This window comes from Streptomyces sp. GB4-14 (assembly GCF_022696125.1).
In the GTDB taxonomy this organism is placed as follows: Bacteria; Actinomycetota; Actinomycetes; order Streptomycetales; family Streptomycetaceae; genus Streptomyces; species Streptomyces werraensis.
The window spans coordinates 5,430,952-5,449,370 of record NZ_RZHO01000002.1 but is presented as its reverse complement, the minus strand read 5'-3'; the positions used below and the strand labels follow the sequence as shown (position 1 = coordinate 5,449,370).

At 70.7% G+C, this 18,419-nt stretch carries 17 protein-coding genes and 1 pseudogene; 4 read left to right on the top strand and 14 right to left on the bottom strand.

Features of this window, described 5'->3' with window-relative positions; all coding sequences use genetic code 11:
* Positions 1 to 7: 7 nt before the first annotated feature.
* From ELQ39_RS26100 to ELQ39_RS26080, 5 genes are all read right to left on the bottom strand, one after another.
* A complete protein-coding gene (locus ELQ39_RS26100) occupies positions 8 to 961 on the bottom strand; it encodes a helix-turn-helix transcriptional regulator (protein ID WP_190004105.1) in 954 nt (317 codons plus the stop codon).
* 123 nt (positions 962 to 1,084) lie between these two features.
* On the bottom strand, positions 1,085 to 1,456 hold the full coding sequence (locus ELQ39_RS26095; protein WP_019521618.1) for an FKBP-type peptidyl-prolyl cis-trans isomerase: 372 nt from the start codon (positions 1,454 to 1,456) through the stop codon (positions 1,085 to 1,087).
* A gap of 62 nt (positions 1,457 to 1,518) precedes the next feature.
* Positions 1,519 to 2,520 carry an FKBP-type peptidyl-prolyl cis-trans isomerase gene (locus tag ELQ39_RS26090; RefSeq protein ID WP_190004104.1) on the bottom strand — a complete coding sequence of 334 codons (1,002 nt, stop codon included), beginning with the start codon at positions 2,518 to 2,520 and terminating at the stop codon, positions 1,519 to 1,521.
* Between the two features lie 138 nt (positions 2,521 to 2,658).
* Entirely contained in the window at positions 2,659 to 4,020 is a 1,362-nt protein-coding gene (gene pafA, locus ELQ39_RS26085; protein ID WP_033274970.1) for a Pup--protein ligase, read from the bottom strand.
* Between the two features lie 9 nt (positions 4,021 to 4,029).
* Positions 4,030 to 5,289: an MFS transporter gene (locus ELQ39_RS26080; protein WP_242594246.1), complete on the bottom strand. Its 1,260-nt coding sequence runs from the start codon at positions 5,287 to 5,289 to the stop codon at positions 4,030 to 4,032.
* Between the two features lie 88 nt (positions 5,290 to 5,377).
* On the opposite strand from ELQ39_RS26080, the gene ELQ39_RS26075 reads away from it, so the two are divergent.
* Positions 5,378 to 6,379, top strand: coding sequence for a LacI family DNA-binding transcriptional regulator (locus tag ELQ39_RS26075; protein WP_242594244.1), 1,002 nt, complete (start codon positions 5,378 to 5,380; stop codon positions 6,377 to 6,379).
* A 336-nt stretch (positions 6,380 to 6,715) separates the two neighbouring features.
* Here ELQ39_RS26075 and prcA read toward each other — a convergent pair whose 3' ends face one another.
* The 6 genes and pseudogenes from prcA to arc all read right to left on the bottom strand — a co-directional run bounded on the left by prcA (position 6,716) and on the right by arc (position 12,598).
* Positions 6,716 to 7,456: a proteasome subunit alpha gene (prcA, locus tag ELQ39_RS26070; protein WP_190004101.1), complete on the bottom strand. Its 741-nt coding sequence runs from the start codon at positions 7,454 to 7,456 to the stop codon at positions 6,716 to 6,718.
* 65 nt (positions 7,457 to 7,521) lie between these two features.
* Positions 7,522 to 8,367: a proteasome subunit beta gene (prcB, locus tag ELQ39_RS26065; protein ID WP_190004100.1), complete on the bottom strand. Its 846-nt coding sequence runs from the start codon at positions 8,365 to 8,367 to the stop codon at positions 7,522 to 7,524.
* Positions 8,319 to 8,498, bottom strand: a pseudogene (locus ELQ39_RS26060) (endonuclease domain-containing protein); the annotation flags it as partial. The gene prcB and the pseudogene ELQ39_RS26060, both read right to left, overlap by 49 nt.
* 172 nt (positions 8,499 to 8,670) lie before the next feature.
* Positions 8,671 to 8,889 carry a ubiquitin-like protein Pup gene (locus ELQ39_RS26055; RefSeq protein ID WP_190004099.1) on the bottom strand — a complete coding sequence of 73 codons (219 nt, stop codon included), beginning with the start codon at positions 8,887 to 8,889 and terminating at the stop codon, positions 8,671 to 8,673.
* A 198-nt stretch (positions 8,890 to 9,087) separates the two neighbouring features.
* Positions 9,088 to 10,599 (bottom strand): depupylase/deamidase Dop, encoded by a 1,512-nt coding sequence (gene dop / locus ELQ39_RS26050; RefSeq protein WP_337662522.1) that lies wholly within the window; start codon positions 10,597 to 10,599, stop codon positions 9,088 to 9,090.
* A 232-nt stretch (positions 10,600 to 10,831) separates the two neighbouring features.
* Positions 10,832 to 12,598, bottom strand: coding sequence for a proteasome ATPase (arc, locus tag ELQ39_RS26045; protein WP_190004098.1), 1,767 nt, complete (start codon positions 12,596 to 12,598; stop codon positions 10,832 to 10,834).
* A 251-nt stretch (positions 12,599 to 12,849) separates the two neighbouring features.
* Between arc and ELQ39_RS26040 the strand changes: the two genes are divergently transcribed.
* Positions 12,850 to 13,149 (top strand): ferredoxin, encoded by a 300-nt coding sequence (locus ELQ39_RS26040; protein ID WP_190004097.1) that lies wholly within the window; start codon positions 12,850 to 12,852, stop codon positions 13,147 to 13,149.
* 80 nt (positions 13,150 to 13,229) lie between these two features.
* Here the strand turns inward: ELQ39_RS26040 and ELQ39_RS26035 are convergent, their stop codons facing one another.
* From ELQ39_RS26035 to ELQ39_RS26025, 3 genes are all read right to left on the bottom strand, one after another.
* Complete coding sequence (locus ELQ39_RS26035) at positions 13,230 to 13,805, bottom strand: hypothetical protein (RefSeq protein ID WP_242594242.1); 576 nt, start codon at positions 13,803 to 13,805, stop codon at positions 13,230 to 13,232.
* A gap of 218 nt (positions 13,806 to 14,023) precedes the next feature.
* The gene (locus tag ELQ39_RS26030; RefSeq protein WP_019522703.1) at positions 14,024 to 14,926 is read right to left on the bottom strand and encodes a tRNA (adenine-N1)-methyltransferase; all 903 of its coding nucleotides are present in this window, start codon (positions 14,924 to 14,926) and stop codon (positions 14,024 to 14,026) included.
* Positions 14,927 to 14,987: 61 nt separating this feature from the next.
* Complete coding sequence (locus tag ELQ39_RS26025; protein WP_242594240.1) at positions 14,988 to 16,541, bottom strand: site-2 protease family protein; 1,554 nt, start codon at positions 16,539 to 16,541, stop codon at positions 14,988 to 14,990.
* A 222-nt stretch (positions 16,542 to 16,763) separates the two neighbouring features.
* On the opposite strand from ELQ39_RS26025, the gene ELQ39_RS26020 reads away from it, so the two are divergent.
* Positions 16,764 to 17,708, top strand: coding sequence for a RecB family exonuclease (locus tag ELQ39_RS26020; protein ID WP_225641717.1), 945 nt, complete (start codon positions 16,764 to 16,766; stop codon positions 17,706 to 17,708).
* Between the two features lie 14 nt (positions 17,709 to 17,722).
* Entirely contained in the window at positions 17,723 to 18,394 is a 672-nt protein-coding gene (locus ELQ39_RS26015; RefSeq protein WP_024885186.1) for a response regulator, read from the top strand.
* Positions 18,395 to 18,419 lie beyond the last annotated feature (25 nt).

The window sequence follows — 18,419 nt, the reverse complement described above, 5'->3', positions numbered from 1 at the left end:
CTCCCCCTCAGCCCTTGGCCACGGCACGCAGCCGGTCCACCACGTCGGCCCGCAGTTCCTCGGGCTCCAGCACCACCACGTCCGGTCCGAACTCCACCAGCCAGGCGTCCAGTCCGTGCCCGTACGGGATCTCCAACTCGTCCCAGCCGTTGCCGAGTTCCCGGACCGACGTGGCCTTGGCCCGGAGCGGGAAGCCGGCGTCGGAGCGCAGCCGGATGCGCGCGGAGCGGTCGGCGGTCTCCCCGGCCCAGCTCGCCACGGTCTCCCGCACGGTGACGACGTCGGGCACCGGCACGGTGAACCGGCCGGCGCGCGAGCGCACCTTGCCGGTGATCCGGGACAGCCGGAAGACCCGCTCGGCGCCGCGGTCGCGGTCCCAGCCGGCCAGGTACCAGTGGCCGCGCCAGCACTCCAGCGCCCACGGCTCGACATGCCGCTGCTCGGGCTGGGCGGCGTTGGCCTTGCGGTAGTCGAAGACGACCGGGCGGCGGTCGCGGCAGGCGAGCATCAGCGGCTCGAACGCGGCCTCGTGCACCGGGATGCGCGGCTCCAGCGCGCCGTGCGCGCCGTACGGGTCGACGTCCTCCGGGAGTCCGGCGGCGCGCAGCTTCTGCAGGGCGCCGGAGGCCGCTCCGGCCAGCCGGGCCTGCTGCCACACCTTCGCGGCGAGCCCGAGGGCGGCGGCCTCCTCGGCGTCCAGGGTGATGGGAGGCAGCCGGTTGCTGTCGCGGCGGGCGAGATAGCCCGTGTCGCCCTCGAGGTTCTCGACGGTCTCGATGACCAGTCCGAGTTCGCGCAGGTCGTCCTTGTCGCGCTCGAACATGCGGTTGAAGGAGTCGTCGGAGCCCGCCTCGAGGTACGCCTCGATGGACTCACGCAGCTCGCGCTTGGTGAGCGGCCGCCGCGTCCCGAGCAGACACAGCGCCAAGTTCATCAGCCGCTCGGCCTTGGCAATCGCCATCGACGCGCTTCGCCTCCCTATGGTGCTTACGACCGATGACCGTACCGCCCCGGGGTGGCGTGGTGAAAGCCGAGGGCCCGTGCCCGGACAGGCATGGGCCCTCGGCGATCGACTCCGGTCGGATCAGACGCCGAGCAGGTCGACCACGAAGATCAGGGTCTCACCGGGCTGGATCGCCGGGGTGGGGCTCTGGTTGCCGTAGGCGAGGTGGGCCGGGATGGTCAGCTGGCGGCGGCCGCCGACCTTCATGCCCTGCACGCCCTGGTCCCAGCCCTTGATGACCCGGCCCGCGCCCAGCGGGAAGCGGAAGGGGGTGCCACGGTTCCAGCTGGCGTCGAACTCCTCGCCGGTGCTGAAGGCGACGCCCACGTAGTGGACGGTGACGGTGTGACCCGCCTTCGCCACCTCGCCGTCGCCCTCCCAGATGTCCTTGATCTCGAGGTCCGCCGGGGGCTCGCCGCCCGGGAAGTCGATCTCGGGCTTGTCGATGCTCACGTCTTCATGCTCCTGCTTGTCTGCGGAAAGGCGAACACGCACAGTCTTGCATCCCGGCGGGGTCACAGCTTCGCGAGGATGTCCACGGAGAAGACCAGCGTGGAGTCCTTCTGGATGCCGCTGCCCTGCGGCGGGTTGTCGCCGTAGCCCAGCTTCGGCGGGATGACGATGAGGACGCGGCTGCCGACCTTCTTGCCGGTGAGGCCCTGCGCCCAGCCCTTGACGACCTGCTGGAGCGAGAAGGACGTCAGCTGGCCGCGGCCGTACGTGGAGTCGAACTCCTTGCCGCCGTCCCACAGCACGCCCTTGTACTGCACCAGGACGCTGTCCTCGGCGCCGACCTCCTCGCCGTCGCCCTCGATGACGTAGTTCGCCACGAGCTTGTCCGGGGCCTGGGCGTCGGGCACCTCGATGGAGGGTGCCTTGCCGTCGGTGTTGGTGCCGACCTTGGGCAGGTCGATGTCGTCCTGGGCGACGTCGGTGCCCTTGGCGGAGCTCTTGGCGTTGAACGTGTCCTGCACGTCGACCACGAACACCAGCGTGTCGGTGCCCTTGATGCCCGCCTGCGCGTTGCCCTGGTCGCCGTAGCCCCAGGTGGGCGGGACCGCCATCTGGACGCGGCTGCCGGTCTTCTTCCCCACGAGCCCGTAGCGCCAGCCGTCGATGATCGTGCCCTGGGCGAGCTGGATGGCCAGGGGCTGCTTGCGGTCGTAGGAGTTGTCGAACACCTTGGCGGTGCTCCAGACCTGGCCCAGGTAGTGGGCGACGATGAAGTCGTTCTCGGCGATCGTGCGCCCGCCGCCCGCGATGACCGTCTTGACCGCGAGGTCCTTGGAGGGGTCGCCGCTGCCCTTCGCGACGGTCGGCTTCTCGCCGAACTTGGTCCCGGCCGTGATCGCCGGCAGCGGGCCCTCGACGATCTTCGGCGACGGGGCGGCCGACGCCTCGGACTCGGAGGGCGCGGCCGTCTCGCTGGCCTTGCCGGAATCGGACTTGTCGTCGCCGCACGCGGCGAGGGTGGCCAGTCCAGCGGGGACGGCAATGAGAAGTGAGCGTCGGCGCACGGTGGGGGCCTCGTAATCATCGATCTTGTGGATGGCGTCCGCGCAACTCTACGGCGTGAGAAGGGCGCCGCACGGTGTAACGTACGGCGCCCGTGTGACGTTCCGGGTGTTTCGTCAACTCCCGGGGGACACGTCCTCTCACATGCCGGCGATCAGCTTCTCCACCCGCTCGTCCACCGAACGGAACGGGTCCTTGCACAACACGGTGCGCTGGGCCTGGTCGTTGAGCTTGAGGTGCACCCAGTCGACGGTGAAGTCCCGCCGCTGCTCCTGGGCGCGCCGGATGAAGTCGCCGCGCAGCCGGGCACGAGTGGTCTGCGGCGGCACGGACTTGCCCTCGAAGATTTTCAGGTCGTTGCAGATCCGGGCGGCTTGTCCCTTCTTCTCGAGCAGGTAGTACAGACCACGGCGACGGTGGATGTCGTGGTAGGCGAGGTCTATCTGCGCGACCCGCGGGTGCGACATGGTCATGTTGTGCTTGGCGCGGTAGCGCTCGAGCAGCTTGTACTTCATGACCCAGTCGATCTCGGTGCCGATGCGGTCGAGGTCCTCGGACTCGATCGCGTCCAGCGTGCGGCCCCACAGCTCCAGCACCTGGTCGACGGTGCCGGTGCGGATCCCGCGGCGCTCGCAGAAGTCCACGGCCTTCTCGTAGTACTCGCGCTGCACCTCCAGCGCGGAGGCCTCCCGGCCGCTGGCCAGGCGCACCTTGCGGCGGCCCGTGATGTCGTGGCTGACCTCGCGGATCGCCCGGATGGGGTTCTCCAGGGTGAGGTCGCGCATGACGGTGCCCGCCTCGATCATGCGCAGCACCAGGTCGGTGGCGCCGACCTTGAGCAGCATGGTCGTCTCGGACATGTTCGAGTCGCCGACGATGACGTGCAGCCGGCGGTAGCGCTCGGCGTCGGCGTGCGGCTCGTCCCGCGTGTTGATGATCGGCCGGGAGCGGGTCGTCGCCGAGGAGACGCCCTCCCAGATGTGCTCGGCGCGCTGGCTGACGCAGTAGACGGCGCCGCGCGGCGTCTGCAGCACCTTGCCGGCTCCGCACAGCAGCTGCCTCGTCACCAGGAACGGGATGAGGATGTCCGCGAGCCGGGAGAACTCCCCGTGCCGGGCCACGAGGTAGTTCTCGTGGCACCCGTAGGAGTTGCCCGCCGAGTCGGTGTTGTTCTTGAAGAGGTAGACGTCGCCCGCGATTCCCTCCTCGTGCAGGCGTCGTTCGGCGTCCACCAGGAGTCCTTCGAGAATGCGCTCGCCGGCCTTGTCGTGGGTGACCAGTTCGGTCACGTTGTCACATTCCGGCGTTGCGTATTCCGGATGTGACCCCACGTCGAGATAGAGGCGGGCGCCGTTCCGCAGAAAGACATTGCTGCTTCGGCCCCATGACACGACACGGCGGAAGAGGTACCGCGCCACCTCGTCAGGCGACAGGCGGCGCTGTCCCCTGAACGTGCACGTGACGCCGTACTCGTTCTCCAGCCCGAAAATGCGGCGGTCCATGAGGGAACATTACGCCCGATCCTTCGAGCTGAAACGGGGTTCGACGGCACGGTTCGGATCATTTTCCGAACCGGCCGCGACAACCGCCGTCCTGGCCGGAACCGCCAATACCCTTCCGGTGGCGATCAAAACCAGCAGCGACACGCCGCCCGCCGCACCGGGTACGGCGAATCCCCAGAGCGCCCCGCCGGCCTCGACCACGGGCCCGGTCACACCGGTCCCGAGCGACGCGCCGACGGTGAAGGTGGTCACCAGCCACGAGAACGCCTCGGTCACCGTCCCCCGCGGCGCGTGCCGGTCCACCAGGACGAACGCGCACGCGATCGCCGGGGCCAGGAACACCCCCGCGAGCACCGTGAGCAGCGTCATCGCCACCGGGCCCGGCATCAGCGTCAGCGGCAGGTAGAAGACGGCCAGGAGCGCCACGATCACCTGGAGCCGCCGCGCGGGCTCCCCGGCCCACTGCCGCGCCCCGTACGCGATGCCGCCGATCAGCGCGCCCAGCCCGATCCCGGCCATCATCCAGCCGTACACGACGTCACCGCCGTGGTCGTCGGCGTACGTCACGGCGGCCACCGTGATGGACCCCAGCGCCATGCCGACGGCCAGGAAGGCCCCGAGCAGCGCGATGAGTCCCGGCGAGCGCAGCGCGCCCAGCCAGTGGGCCTCACGCGGCGCGGACCGCCAGGCCCGCGAGGGCGGCGAGACGACCACGGACAGGGCGCCCAGCACCCCGATGACGTTCAGCACGAGCAGCGCGGCCTGGGCCGACCACAGGGAGACGCACACCGTCACGAGCAGCGGCCCGACGGCGAACATCACCTCCTGGGCCACGGCGTCGAGGGCGTACGCCCGGTGGACGTGCTCCTCCTTGGGCAGCACCGAGGACCACAGCGCACGCAGGCCGCCCTCCAGAGGCGGCGTGAACAACCCGGCCAGGGCGACGGCGGCATACGCGACGACCAGCGACCCGGTCCCCACGAAGGCGAACACGGCCATCGCCAGCGCCGACAGCAACGCCGCCGGCAACTGCACGCGGGGCTGCCCCTTCAGATCGACGAGCCGCCCCAGCACCGGCTGCCCCACGGCGTTGGCCACGCCGTACACCGCGGCGAGCACACCGGCCAGGCTGTACGACCCGCCTTCCGCCCGCACGAACAGCACGATCGCGATCGGCGCGGTCGCGTTGGGCAGCCGCCCGACCAGCGTGCCCACGAGCAGCCGGGTGGCGTGCCGCGCCCGGAGGATGTCCAGGTAACCCGTCGCCATACCGGCCCTCTCACCGAAGTGTTACGTATAACTAAGCCCTCCATACGTACCATGACCGCTGTTCACCAGTCCAGACGAAGGAGCGCCGGTGCCCAGAGCCAGCACCCGCCCGACGAGCCGGGACGTCGCCCGGGAAGCAGGCGTCTCCCAGGCCGCGGTGTCCCTCGTGCTGGGCGAGAAATGGCGGGGACGGGTCTCCGAGGCCACGGCGGCCCGCGTCCGCGAGGCCGCGCGCACGCTGGGTTACCGCCCCAATCTCGCGGCCCGCAACCTGCGGCTGGGCCGCACGCGTACCGTCCTGCTGGTCGTGCCGGCCCTGACCACGGAGTTCTTCGCGGGCGTCTACACGGGCGCGGCCCGTGTGGCGTCCCGCCACGGCTTCGGCGTGGTGCTCTACCCCTCCCCCGAGGGCATCGGCCCGGCCCGCGACCCGTTCGCGTCCGCGCAGGCGGCGCTGGACGGCGTCATCGCGTCCTCGATGGCGGCGGAGGCGCTCACCGCCATCCGCGGGGACCAGCTCCCCCTGGTCATGCTGGACAGCGACCCGTCCGCCCCCGGGGCCACGGTGAACCTGGACATCGCGGACGGGGTCCGCCAAGTGGCCGAGCACCTCCTCGGCCTCGGCCACCGCCACTTCCTGCACCTCGGCGCGGACGTACCGTCCTGGACCTTCGAGGTCCGCGCACGGGAGCTGGAGGCACGGCTCCGCCGCGTGCCGGGCACGTCTCTGCGCACGGCGCGCTCGCCGATCTCCATCAAGGGGGCGGAGGCCGCTGCGGAGGCGGCGCTGACGGCCGGGGAGCGGGTGACGGCGGTCGTCTGCGACGACGATCAGCTGGCGGCGGGGGTCTACAAGGCGGCCCGCCGGCTGGGCCTGCGTGTCCCCTCCGACCTCTCGGTCACGGGGATGGACGACCTGGCCCTGGCCACGGCGATCGACCCCGAGCTGACCACTGTCCGCCTGGACGCGGAGCTCTTCGGCGAGCGGGGCATGCAGGCGCTCCTGGCAGTCCTGGACGGCGAGGAACCCTCCGGGACGGACATCCCGGTCCACCTGGAGGTCCGGGGTTCGACGACCCGGGTCCCCTGAGCACGCGGTGTAGGTGCGGGCCAGGCGATGCCGGCGCACTTGGCGCCACCGATGTCGGTGAAGCCGCTCGCGGCGGAGAGGGGACGGGGTGGGGGTGGGCGCCCGCAGCGGCTGGCGCGTCCGCGCCCTGCACCTCTCCAGCCGGCACTCTCGCGCCGGACCGAGGACGCCCACCCCCACCGCGGCCCCGCACCACCACCCCACCGTGGGCGCTACAGCAACCCCCACCGGACAGGACGATGCGCCGCAGGCATCAGACCGCAACCCCCATGGGCCGCAGGCATCAGACCGCAACCCCCATGGGCCGAGGCATCAGACCGCAACCCCCACCGGCGGCTACTCCACGTCCCCGCCGGACCGCGTCTCCTCCGAGCCGCCCGCCGCCTCCAGAAGGCGAACCAGCTGCCGCCCCTCGATCCGCTTGAACTTCCGCTTCTGCGGCCGCGTCCGGTCCAGCACCGCCACCTCCAGCCGCTCCGCGGGAATCTCCCGCTCACTGCCGTTGGTGTCCCGGGACAACGCCTGGACCGCCAGCTTCAGCGCCTCCGCCAGCGTCATCCCGTCCCGGTGCCGCTGGTCGAGGTACCCGCTGATCTGCTCCGCGTTGCCCCCCACCGCCACCGATCCGTGTTCGTCCACGATCGACCCGTCGTGCGGCAGCCGGTAGATCTGGTCCTGATCCGGGGTCTCCCCGACCTCGGCCACCACCAGCTCCACCTCGTACGGCTTCTCCCCCACGCTGGAGAAGATCGTGCCGAGCGTCTGCGCGTACACGTTGGCCAGACCGCGTGCGGTGACGTCACCGCGGTCGTAGGTGTAACCCCGCAGATCGGCGTACCGAACGCCCCCGATCCGCAGGTTCTCGTACTCGTTGTACTTACCGGCCGCGGCGAACCCGATCCGGTCGTAGATCTCGCTGAACTTGTGCAGCGCACGGGACGGGTTCTCACCGACGAACACGATCCCGTCGGCGTACTGCAGCACGACCAGGCTGCGGCCTCGGGCGATGCCCTTGCGGGCGTACTCCGCCCGGTCCGCCATCGCCTGCTGAGGTGAGACATAGAACGGCGTCGACACCGGTTACCCGTCCCTTTCTGTCGAAGTCACTGGACCACCCTGAAGGACCACCCTGAGCCCCTGATCTACAGCAACGAGGCCCGCGGCCCGTCCGGCTGCTCCAGCCTGCGCTCCAGCACGGACCGGGCGATGTCGGACGACTCGTCCTCGGTCAGCCGGCGGTAGCCGTCCTCGGTGATCACGGTGACGATCGGATAGATCCGGCGGGCGACATCGGGACCACCGGTCGCCGAGTCGTCGTCTGCCGCGTCGTACAGCGCCTGCACCACCAGCGTGGTGGCCTCGGCCTCGCTCAGATCCTCACGGAAGAGCTTCTTCATCGCACCGCGCGCGAAGATCGACCCGGACCCGGTCGCGGCGAATCCGTGCTCCTCGGACCGCCCGCCGGTGACGTCGTAGGAGAAGATCCGGCCCTTCTCCCGGTCCACGTCGTACCCGGCGAAGAGGGGCACCACGGCCAGGCCCTGCATGGCCATCCCCAGGTTCGAGCGGATCATCGTCGACAGCCGGTTGGCCTTGCCCTCCAGCGACAGCTGCGCGCCCTCGACCTTCTCGAAGTGCTCGAGCTCGAGCTGGAACAGCTTGACCATCTCCACGGCGAGGCCCGCCGTGCCGGCGATGCCGACCGCCGAGTACTCGTCGGCCGGGAACACCTTCTCGATGTCCCGTTGCGCGATCACGTTCCCCATGGTGGCCCGCCGGTCACCGGCGAGGACCACACCGCCGGGGAAGGTGACGGCCACGATGGTCGTGCCGTGCGGGGCCTCGATCACGCCCTGCACGGGCGGCAACGTCCTCCTGCCCGGCAGCAGCTCCGGCTGGTGCTCGGAGAGGAAGTCCATGAAGGAGGAGGAGCCCGGCGTCAGGAAGGCAGCCGGCAGACGCCCGGTGCCAGGAGTATTGGCTTCCACGAAGTTCCTTCCAGGTAGGCAGCTGCCCGACGAACAGCGTCGGGATCATCTCCCAACTTGCCGATGGCCGAATTGCAGTTGAAGCACATTACGCCACGGACCCTACCCGCCCCACAGCAATGATCCACATTTCCTACAACAGCTTCTGGAACAGCCGGCCACACGCCTCAGAGCCGAGCGAACGCCGCCCGCGACCGGCCACAGGACCGGCCGCGGGCAGCGCCCTCTTGGTACCGCTCACCGCTCACCGCTCACCGCTGAACGCGACGAGCGATGACTGCCGAACCGGCGAAGCCGGTGAGGCTACTCGCCGCCCTTCTGGACGAAGGACCGCACGAAGTCCTCGGCATTGGCCTCGAGCACGTCGTCGATCTCGTCCAGGACGTCGTCCACGTCGTCGCTGAGCTGCTCGTGACGCTCCTTGAGGTCCTCCGAAGCCTGCGCCTCTGCCGCCTGCTCCTCGACCTCCTCGGTGGACCGCGTGGCCTTCTGCTGTCCGCCGCCGGTGTCCTTGGTCGCCATCACCCTCACCCCGCTCGGTTCGCCCGACACAGTTGTTCGGTCAAGATCAGACCCTACAAGCAGGGTCCGACAATGCCCCCGCAGTTGCTCCAACGTACGGGGACCACCTCGATGATTCCCGGACGGGCGGTTTTCCACCCTGTCCGGCCGGTCCGTCCCGGATACCCGCAGGTACCCCCACGACGGCGGCTCACCCGGTCAGCCGCCGGACAACACCCTGACCAGGTCTTCCGCCGTCCGGCAGCGGTCCAGGAGCGCCTTGACGTGATTACGCGTTCCGCGAAGCGGCTCCAGGGTTGGGACCCGTTGGAGGGAGTCCCGGCCCGGCAGATCGAAGATCACCGAGTCCCAGGAGGCCGCCGCGACGTCGTCCGCGTACTGCTCCAGACACCGCCCGCGGAAGTAGGCGCGGGTGTCCTCAGGGGGCTGCGTACGGGCGCGCTCGACCTCGGCCTCGTCGAGCAGCCGCTTCATCCGTCCCCGGGCCACCAGACGGTTGTAGAGGCCCTTCTCGGGCCGCACGTCGGCGTACTGCAGGTCGACCAGGTGCAGCCGGGCCGCGTCCCAGTCGAGGCCGTCACGGCGCCGGTAGCCCTCCATGAGCTCCCGCTTGGCGACCCAGTCCAGCTCGCCGGCGAGGCTCATCGGGTCGTTCTCCAGCCGCGTGAGCGTGTCCTCCCAACGGGTGAGGACGTCCTTGGTCTGCTCGTCGGCGTCGTCCCCGAAGCGCTCCTCGACGTACTTGCGGCCGAGCTCGTAGTACTCCATCTGGAGCTGCACGGCGGTCAGGGTGCGGCCGCTGCGGAGCGTGACGAGGTGCTTCAGGGAGGGGTCGTGCGACACCTGGTGCAGGGTCCGCACCGGCTGGTCGACGGCCAGGTCCACCGCGATGAACCCGTCCTCGATCATGGACAGCACCAGCGCCGTCGTGCCGAGCTTGAGATAGGTCGAGATCTCGGAAAGGTTCGCGTCGCCGATGATCACATGCAGCCGCCGGTACTTCTCGGCGTCCGCGTGCGGCTCGTCGCGCGTGTTGATGATGGGGCGCTTCAGCGTCGTCTCGAGGCCGACCTCGACCTCGAAGTAGTCCGCCCGCTGGCTGATCTGGAAGCCGTGCTCGTGGCCGTCCTGGCCGATGCCGACCCGGCCGGCGCCGGTGAAGACCTGCCGGGAGACGAAGAACGGCGTCAGATGGCGCACGATGTCCGAGAAGGGGGTCTCCCGCTTCATCAGGTAGTTCTCGTGCGTGCCGTAGGACGCGCCCTTGTTGTCGGTGTTGTTCTTGTACAGGTGGATGGGCTGGGCGCCCGGAAGCTGCGCGGCCCGCTCCGCCGCCTCCGCCATGATCCGCTCGCCGGCCTTGTCCCACAGCACGGCGTCCCTCGGGTTGGTGACCTCGGGGGCGCTGTACTCCGGATGGGCGTGGTCGACGTAGAGCCGCGCGCCGTTGGTCAGGATGACGTTGGCCAGGCCGATGTCCTCGTCGGTGAGCTGGCTGGCGTCGGCGGCCTCGCGGGCGAGGTCGAAGCCTCGCGCGTCCCGCAGCGGATTCTCCTCCTCGAAGTCCCAGCGGGCCCGGCGGGCCCGGTGCATCGCCGCCGCGTAGGCGTTCACGATCTGGGACGAGGTGAGCATGGCATTGGCGTTGGGGTGGCCGGGTACGGAGATTCCGTACTCCGTCTCGATGCCCATTACTCGCCGTACGGTCATGCGGCCCTCCTTGCCCGGCGGCGTCCCCGGTCGGGGGCGCCGCAGTACCGCTGGCGCTCCGGTGCGTGTGCGGTGCCCGTCCCCGCACTGCGCGACTCGGCGGTATGGAAGAGCCTAGAACGCCTTTGCGCTGGTGGGGAGATCATTTGCGTCATTGCTGTGCTCCAGCCGTGGCACCGAAAAGCAGTCGGCTGCGGGTACCCGTGGTGGGCACCCGCAGCCGCCCTCGCTTTTACAGGTACTGACCGGTGTTCGCCACCGTGTCGATGGAGCGTCCGGTGTCCGCGCCCTGCTTTCCGGTGATGAGGGTGCGGATGTAAACAATCCGCTCGCCCTTCTTTCCGGAGATCCGGGCCCAGTCGTCCGGGTTGGTGGTGTTGGGCAGGTCCTCGTTCTCCTTGAACTCGTCCACGCAGGCCTGGAGCAGGTGGGAGACGCGGAGGCCCTTCTGGTTCTTCTCGAGGAAGTCCTTGATCGCCATCTTCTTGGCGCGGCCCACGATGTTCTCGATCATGGCGCCGGAATTGAAGTCCTTGAAGTACAGGACTTCCTTGTCGCCGTTGGCGTAGGTGACTTCCAGGAAGCGGTTCTCCTCGGATTCCGCGTACATCTGTTCCACGGCGGTCTGGATCATGCTCTGGACCGTCATGGCCTTGTCGCCGCCGTGCTCGGCGAGGTCGTCGGCGTGCAGCGGGAGGCGCTCGGTGAGGTACTTGCCGAAGATGTCCTTGGCCGCCTCGGCGTCCGGACGCTCGATCTTGATCTTCACGTCCAGCCGGCCGGGACGCAGGATGGCCGGGTCGATCATGTCCTCACGGTTGGAGGCGCCGATCACGACCACGTTCTGCAGGCCCTCGACACCGTCGATCTCGGCGAGCAGCTGCGGGACGATGGTGTTCTCCACGTCCGAGCTGACGCCGGAGCCGCGGGTGCGGAAGAGGGACTCCATCTCGTCGAAGAAGACGATGACGGGGGTGCCCTCGCTGGCCTTCTCCCGGGCCCGCTGGAAGACCAGGCGGATCTGCCGCTCGGTCTCACCGACGTACTTGTTCAGCAGCTCGGGGCCCTTGATGTTGAGGAAGAAGCTCTTGCCGGCGGCGACACCGGTGACCTCGGCGACCTTCTTGGCCAGCGAGTTCGCCACGGCCTTGGCGATGAGCGTCTTGCCGCATCCGGGGGGCCCGTAGAGCAGCACGCCCTTGGGCGGCCGCAGCTCGTGCTCCTTGAACAGGTCCGGGTAGAGGTACGGCAGCTCGACCGCGTCGCGGATGGCCTCGATCTGGTTGCCGAGGCCGCCGATCTGCTCGTAGCCGATGTCGGGGACTTCCTCGAGGACGAGCTCCTCGACCTCGCTCTTGGGCACGACCTCGTAGACGTACCCGGAGCGGGGCTCCAGGAGCAGGGCGTCACCGGCGCGGATGGTGACGTCCAGCAGCGGCTCGGCGAGCCGCACCACCCGTTCCTCGTCGGTGTGGCCCAGGACCAGGGCCCTCTCGCCGTCCTCGAGGATCTCCTTGAGGGTGACGATCTCGCCGACGCGCTCGAACTCCATGGCCTCGACCACGTTGAGCGCTTCGTTGAGCATCACTTCCTGGCCGCGCCGGAGCTCCTCCAGCTCGACGTTCGGGCTGACGTTCACCCGCAGCTTGCGGCCGCCGGTGAAGATGTCGGCCGTGCCGTCCTCGTTCGCCGTGAGGAAGACACCGAAGCCGGCCGGGGGCTGGGCCAGCCGGTCGACCTCCTCCTTGAGGGCCACGATCTGGTCGCGGGCCTCGCGGAGGGTGCTCGCCAGCCGTTCGTTCTGGGCGGACACGCCGGCCAGGTTGGTCTGCAGCTCGACGATCCGCTCTTCGAGAATTCTCGTGTGCCGCGGAGAGTCGGCGAGCTTGCGTCGCAGGACGGCGATCTCCTGCTCAAGGTAGGCGATCTGCCCGGCCGGGTCGTCGGACCCGCGTCCCGGGCGGATGCCGCGGTTCATGTCGTCGTCGTGGGCTGCCACGGTCCTCACCTCCTCCAAGGGGAGCTGGACGCTTCCAGACCCTACCTGGGCGGGTGTCGATTGAAACCCCTAGATCACAAAGACGGTCGGGGTGTGTCCGATCTTCACCCTTGCGCTCTCCCTCACGCCAGGGGAATACCCATCGAGAATGATCGGAACCCAGTCGGCGTTAGGGTCGACGTGTTCAACACCCGTCAGAGCTGGCCGGATTCCCGCACGGCTCGGCGAACCCAACGGCAGGAGAGACGATCGTGCAGCAGGAGGCCGCAACCGGCGCCGAGGCCCTGGAGGTCTGGATCGACCAGGATCTGTGTACCGGCGACGGCATCTGCGCCCAGTACGCGCCCGAGGTGTTCGAGCTGGACATCGACGGCCTGGCGTACGTGAAGAACGCGCAGGACGAGCTGCTCCAGGACAAGGGCGCGGCAACACCCGTCCCGCTGCCGCTCCTCACGGACGTCGTCGACTCGGCGAAGGAGTGTCCCGGCGAGTGCATCCACGTGCGGCGCGTTTCGGACAGCGTCGAGGTGTACGGGCCCGACGCGGGGTGACCACCGCCGCACGGCGGGTCACGTCTGTCTGATTCCTCACACTCCCGGGCGCGCGTGGTCGCCGCGCGCCCGCGTGCGGGTCACACGCTCCGCGCGTCGGACGGCGCGGACCGGACGAACGCGCCGTTCTCCCAGCGCCACTTCACGGTCTCGCGCACGTCGGGGCAGCAACTGGGCACGTCGGCGGACGAGTAGCCGAGCAGCGTGGCGACGACGTCCCGGCCGCGTACGGCGAAGTCCTCGACGTTGGTGCGGTCCTTGGGGTCGGCGAGGGTGGCCACCACGCGCGGTTCCGCGCCGGCGGCCTGCGTGATCACGTAGACGCCGTCGGGCGGGGTGCCCATCGGGGCGTCGCAGTGGACCGCCGCGACCGTCTCGGGGCGGCCGTCGCCGTCGAGGTCACCGGATGCGTGCTTCTTCACCACCAGCTTCACGGGACCGCAGTCGAGCGGGAACTCCACCTCGGCCGGGTCCGGCGGCAGCGCCTGCGCCGGCGCGTTCTTCGTGTGCGGGGCGCCCGGCGCGGCGGCGGTCGCGTGGTCGGGCTGCAGCACGGAGGAGAGCGCCACGACTCCGGCGACGGCCGTGGCGGTGGCGACCCAGTGGATCGGCCGGGCGTGCGTGTGGGCGAGCTCCGGAACGGCGGAAGACTGCACGAGGAGTGTCTCCTGTGAGGGCTGTGCCGGTGGGGGTGGCCAGCATCGTGCCACACGTCACAGGACGGAGGGAACGGCGGGGTCCGCGGTCGTCGCGCGGAGGTGCCGTGGGGCCCGGTGGGAGCCCGGGCGTCAATGCGTCGGCGCCGTGGCGCAGTTCCCGCCGGGGTGGGGGAACCGGGCCACGGCGCCGGAGCGTTGCAGGGGTGCGGACCGGGTCAGCGGCCGGTGCCTCCGTCGGCGTTGGGGCCGGAGTAGTCCTCGCCGTAGGCGCCCTTGGCCGGGCGGCGCCGGCGCATGGGCGGCTCGACGCCGTCGGCGAGCCGGCGGGCGGTGAGCAGGAAGCCGGTGTGGCCGATCATCCGGTGGTCGGGGCGGACGGCCAGGCCCTCGATGTGCCAGTTGCGGATCATCGTCTCCCAGGCGGTCGGCTCGTTGAAGCAGCCGATCTCCCGGATGGACTCGACGGTCCGGGCGAGCTGGGTGGTGGTGGCCACGTAGCAGCAGAGGATGCCGCCGGGGACGAGCGCCTTGGAGACGGCCTCCAGGCACTCCCAGGGGGCCAGCATGTCGAGGATGACGCGGTCGACGTCCGTGTCGGACAGGTTGTCCTGGAGGTCGCCCACGGTGAGCTGCCAGGCGGGGTGCGGGCCGCCGAAGTAGCGCTCGACGTTCTGCCGGGCGATGTCGGCGAAGTCCTCGCGGCGCTCGTAGGAGTGCAGCATGCCCTGGTCGCCGATGGCGCGCAGCAGGAAGCTGCTGAGCGAGCCGGAGCCCACGCCCGCCTCGACGACGCGCGCGCCGGGGAAGATGTCGGCGAAGGCGAGGATCTGCCCCGCGTCCTTCGGGTAGACGACGGCTGCCCCTCGGGGCATGGACAGGACGTAGTCGGGGAGCAGGGGGCGCAGCGCGAGGTAGGCGACGTTCCCGGTGGTGCGGACAACGCTGCCCTCGGGAGCGCCGATCAGTTCGTCGTGGGGGAAGGAACCCTTGTGGGTGTGGAAGTTCTTCCCGGCCTCGAGCGTGAACGTGTAGTGGCGGCCCTTGGGGTCGGTCAGCTGTACCTGGTCCCCGACCTTGAAGGGCCCGCGCCTGCGGGCGGCACCGGTCGGTTCGGACATGTGACCAGCCTACCGGTCCCCGGAGGGCCCGCCGACCACGGACGGTGGCGGGGGCGGCGGGTCAGGAGGGGCGCGCCATGGCCTTCACGAAGGCGCGCTCCACGTCGGCGGCGGACAGCACGCCGTAGATCTCGCCGGTCTCCTCGACGACCAGATACTCGGTGGCGGGTGTCGCGCGCAGCGCGTCCAGCAGTTCCTCCCCGGCCAGTTCCGCGGAGACGCGCATGCCCTCGGTGATGTCCTGGGCGAGGGTGCCCACCGGCACCCAGGGGCGCCGGTGCTCGGGCACGCCGACGATCGCGGCCTCGCGGACCAGGGAGACCGGCACGCCGTCGGCGTCGACGACGACCAGGGCGCGGGCTCCGGCCGCGTTGGCCCGGCGCAGTCCCTCGGAGAGCGGGGTGTCGCTCTCCACGGGGACCGCGCGGCGGGTGAGGGTGCGGGCGCGCAGCTCGGGCAGGTGCTCCCGCAGGCGGGCCATGCGCAGGCTGTTCCCGGCGCCGGTCCAGATGATCGCGGCCAGGATGGCCGCGAGCAGGGCGTCCAGGACGGTGTCCATGCCGACGTTGTCCACGGCGTCGGAGCCGAGCGCCCCGGACTGGGTGAGCAGCGGGAGCCCGATCAGCACGCAGACGGCGAGGGCGCGGCCCACCCAGGCGGCGACGACGGTGCCGGTCATGGGCTTGCCGGTGATCGCCCAGACGACCGCGCGGAGCATCCGGCCGCCGTCCAGCGGCAGGCCGGGCAGCAGGTTGAAGGCGGCCACGATGAGGTTGGACACCATCAGTCCGGCCAGCAGCACCCCGGGCACGCTGCCGGGGTCGACGGCGAGCAGGCCGAGGTAGAACAGCCCGGCCAGCACCAGGGAGAGCAGCGGGCCGACGAACGCCAGCACGAACTCTCTGCCGGGTGTCTCGGCCTCCTTCTCGATCTCGGAGACGCCGCCGAAGAACTGGAGCTGGATACGGCGCACCGGGAGCTTGAAGCGGAGGGCGGCGAGGGTGTGCGCCAGCTCGTGCACCAGCACGGAGGCGTAGAAGGCCACCGCGAAGAACAGGGAGACCAGATAGCTGACCGCCCCCAGCTCGGGCAGGACGCGGTCGATCTGGCCGCCGAAGACCCAGGTGATGAGGATGGCGACGAGGAACCAGCTGGGCGCGACGTACACGGGCACGCCGAAGGGGCGGCCCATCAGCAGCCCGCCGCGCTTGCGCTCCTCGGGGCGCTGCGGGGGCTGTCCCTTGCCGCTGCCGGAGTGGGCGAACGGGTGGTCGGGGTGCTCGGGCCGCCCGGCGGGGGCCTGGGAGGGGCGGGCAGGGCGGTCCGCCGCCACGGGTTCCGTGTGCGCCGGGGTGCGGTGCCGGTCCTGGCCGGGCGCGGGGGCGTCGTCCGGGGCGGCACCGGTGTCCTGCGGCGTCCCGCGCTCGGGGGGCGGGGCGCCGGGGCCGGGCGTGTGACCCTCGGGCCGGGCGTCCGTCCCGTCGGCGGGCGTCGGGGCGGAGGGGGTCGTCGGGCCGTCGCCGGTGCCGCCGGGAGCCTGGGCCTCGGGCCCGGTGTGCTCGGCCGACTCGTCGTTGCCGGGCCGCGGCTGTCCGCGCCCGCCGCTTACGTCCACCGGTGTCCCCTCGTTCGCTGCGTCTCCCGCGCCTGCCGGACGGGAGGGTCCTGGGTCGATGGTATGCGCCGTCCGCCGCCTCTTCCGCCCCGCACCCCTGTCTCCACCCCCTCGTTCCCCTTCCTCCCCACGCTCCCCCGTCGCGCACTCCCCGCCCCCGTGCCCCGGGGGTTGTCCACAGGCTCGCCGCGATGTCGGCGGCGGGCCGTAAGGTCTGTGGTCATGGAGACGAGCACCGAGGGCGCGACGCGGCCCGACATCAGCCCGGCCGGGCCCGGCGAGGCAGTGGACACGGTCGTGGTGGCCGGTCCCCCCGCCGCGCCGCCCGTCTCGCTGTCGCCGTCCCGTGCGAGTGACTTCATGCAGTGCCCGCTGCTGTACCGGTTCCGGGTGATCGACCGGCTGCCGGAGAAGCCGAGCGAGGCGGCGACGCGGGGCACGCTGGTCCACGCGGTGCTCGAGCGGCTGTTCGACGCCCCGGCCGGCGACCGCACGGTGCCGCGCGCGAAGTCGCTGATCCCCGGCCAGTGGGACCGGCTGCGTGAGAGCAGGCCGGAGGTCGCGGAGCTGTTCGCGGACGACCCGGAGGGCGAGCGGCTGGCGCGCTGGCTGACGGAGGCGGAGGCGCTGGTCGAGCGGTGGTTCACGCTGGAGGACCCGAGCCGGCTGGAGCCCGCCGAGCGGGAGCTGTTCGTGGAGGCGGAGCTGGACTCCGGACTGCGGCTGCGCGGCATCATCGACCGGGTGGACGTGGCGCCCACGGGCGAGGTGCGGATCGTCGACTACAAGACCGGCAAGGCGCCCCGCCCGGAGTACGCGGAGGGCGCGCTGTTCCAGATGAAGTTCTACGCCCTGGTGGTGTGGCGCCTGAAGAAGGTGGTCCCGCGCCGGCTCCAGCTGGTGTACCTGGGCAGCGGGGACGTGCTGACGTACGACCCGGTGCTCGCGGATCTGGAGCGGGTGGAGCGCAAGCTGCTCGCGCTGTGGGAGGCGATCCGGCGGGCGACCGAGACGGGCGACTGGCGGCCCCGGCCGACGAAGCTGTGCGGCTGGTGCGACCACCAGGCGCACTGCCCGGAGTTCGGCGGCACTCCCCCGCCCTATCCGCTGCCTCTGAGGGCGCCTGAGTCCGGCGGGGGCGAGCAGGGCAGAATGGGGCCGGACTAGCGAAGGAGACTTACGTGGCCATCCGCGTCCTACTGGTCGACGACCAGCCGCTGCTGCGCACCGGATTCCGGATGATCCTGGAGGCCGAACAGGACCTCGCGGTCGTCGGCGAGGCCGGGGACGGACTGCAGGCCCTGGACCAGGTGCGGGCGCTGCAGCCCGACGTGGTGCTCATGGACATCCGCATGCCGCGGATGGACGGGGTGGAGGCCACCCGCCAGATCACCGGCCCGGAGCGGAACGGCCCGGCGAAGGTGCTGGTGCTGACGACGTTCGATCTCGACGAGTACGTGGTGGAGGCGCTGAAGGCGGGGGCCAGCGGCTTCCTGCTGAAGGACGCCCCTGCCAACGAGCTGGTGCAGGCGATCCGGGTGGTCGCCGCCGGTGAGGCGATGCTCGCGCCGAGCATCACGCGCCGGCTGCTGGACAAGTACGCCACGCATCTGCCGTCCGGCGAGGAGCCGGTGCCGGACACGCTGCACACGCTGACCGACCGTGAGGTCGAGGTGCTGAAGCTGGTGGCGCGCGGGCTGTCCAACGCGGAGATCGCCGCCGACCTGTTCGTCAGTGAGACCACGGTGAAGACGCACGTCGGTCATGTGCTGACCAAGCTGGGCCTGCGCGACCGCGTGCAGGCCGCGGTGTACGCGTACGAGAGCGGGCTGGTGCGCCCCGGCGCCCAGTAGCGCGTACGTCGCGTCTCACACATGC